This window comes from Paracoccus sp. NSM, assembly GCF_052379855.1.
Classification (GTDB): Bacteria; Pseudomonadota; Alphaproteobacteria; order Rhodobacterales; family Rhodobacteraceae; genus Paracoccus.
On the sequence record NZ_JBQTCG010000032.1, the window covers coordinates 1 to 1,649 of the forward strand.

A 1,649-nucleotide genomic window follows, 5' to 3' on the forward strand; every position below is an offset into this window, starting at 1 on the left:
CCGTCGCCGCCCTGCGGTGTGGTCCAGACGATGTTCTGGCTGGGGTCCTTGATGTCGCAGGTCTTGCAGTGCACGCAGTTCTGGAAGTTGATCACGAAGCGCGGGCCCTCGGCGTCCTCGACCACCTCGTAGACGCCCGCCGGGCAGTAGCGCTGCGCGGGTTCGGCGTATTCGGGCAGGTTCACCCGGATCGGCACCGAAGGATCGCGCAGCCGCAGGTGGCAGGGCTGGCTTTCCTCGTGATTGGTGAACGAGAACGCCACATTCGTCAGCCGGTCGAAGGACAGCTTGCCGTCCGGGCGCGGATAGTCGATCGGCTTGTGATCGGCCGCCTTGCCGGTCGCCGCCGCGTCCGATTTGCCGTGTTTCCAGGTGCCAAGCGGGTTCCAGCCGGTCAGGTTCGCCACCCACATATCCACCCCGCCCAGCATCAGGCTGGCCGAGAGGCCCAGTTTCGACCACATCGGTTTCACGTTGCGGACCTTCTTCAGGTCGGCGCCGATCGCACCGCCACGCACGGCGGCGTCGTAATCGGTCAGCCGGTCGCCCTCGCGGCCCGCGCGGATCGCGGCGGCGGCAGCCTCGGCGGCCTCGATCCCGGAATGCATCGCGTTGTGGTTGCCCTTGATGCGCGGCACGTTGACCATGCCCGCCGAACAGCCCAGAAGCACGCCGCCCTCGAACGAGAGCTGCGGCAGCGACTGCCAGCCCCCCTCGCTGATCGCGCGCGCGCCGTAAGCCACGCGCTTGGCGCCCTCCAGCAGCTCGGCCACCATCGGGTGATGCTTGAAGCGCTGGAATTCCATATAGGGGAACAGGTGCGGGTTCGCGTAGTTCAGATGGACCACGAAACCGACCAGAACCTGATTGTTCTCAAGATGATAGATGAAGCTGCCGCCGCCCGCATTCTTGCCCAGGGGCCAGCCCATCGTATGCACGACCCGGCCCTTGTGGAACTTCTCGGGGGCGACCTCCCAGATCTCTTTCATGCCGAGGCCGAATTTCTGCGCGTCGGTATGGGCGGTCAGGTTCAACCGCGCGTCGATCTGCTTGGCCAGGCTGCCGCGCACGCCCTCGGCGATGAAGACATACTTGCCGTTCAGCTCCATCCCCGGCTCGTAGCCCTCGCCGATGCTGCCATCGGGATTGCGCCCGAACTCGCCCGCGACGACGCCCTTGACGCGGGCGCCGCCGTTTTCGGTCTGGGTCCAGACCACCTCGCTGGCGGCCATGCCGGGGAAGATCTCGACGCCCAGAGCCTCGGCCTGTTCGGCCAGCCAGCGGCAGACATTGCCCATGCTGACGATGTAATTGCCGTGGTTCGACATCAAGGGCGGCATCGGCCAGTTCGGCACACGCACCTGCCCGGCCTCGCCCAGGATGTAGAAGTTGTCGTCCGTCACCTCGGTCGTGACCGGCGCGCCCTGCTGGCGCCAGTCGGGGATCAGCCGGTCCAGCCCCGACGGGTCCAGCACCGCCCCCGACAGGATATGCGCCCCCACCTCGGAGCCCTTCTCAAGCACCACGACCGACAGGTCCGCATCAAGCTGCTTCAGACGGATCGCCGCAGACAGACCCGCAGGACCCGCGCCAACGATCACGACGTCATAATCCATCGACTCGCGGATGATCTGTGTATCGTCGGTCAT

At 66.2% G+C, this 1,649-nt stretch carries 1 protein-coding gene; it reads right to left on the reverse strand.

Going from position 1 to position 1,649, the window contains the following annotated elements; translation table 11 throughout:
• Positions 1–1,649, reverse strand: a 1,649-nt coding sequence (locus tag ACTZWU_RS16690; RefSeq protein WP_444738486.1) for an electron transfer flavoprotein-ubiquinone oxidoreductase, incomplete at its 3' end; no start/stop codon positions are given.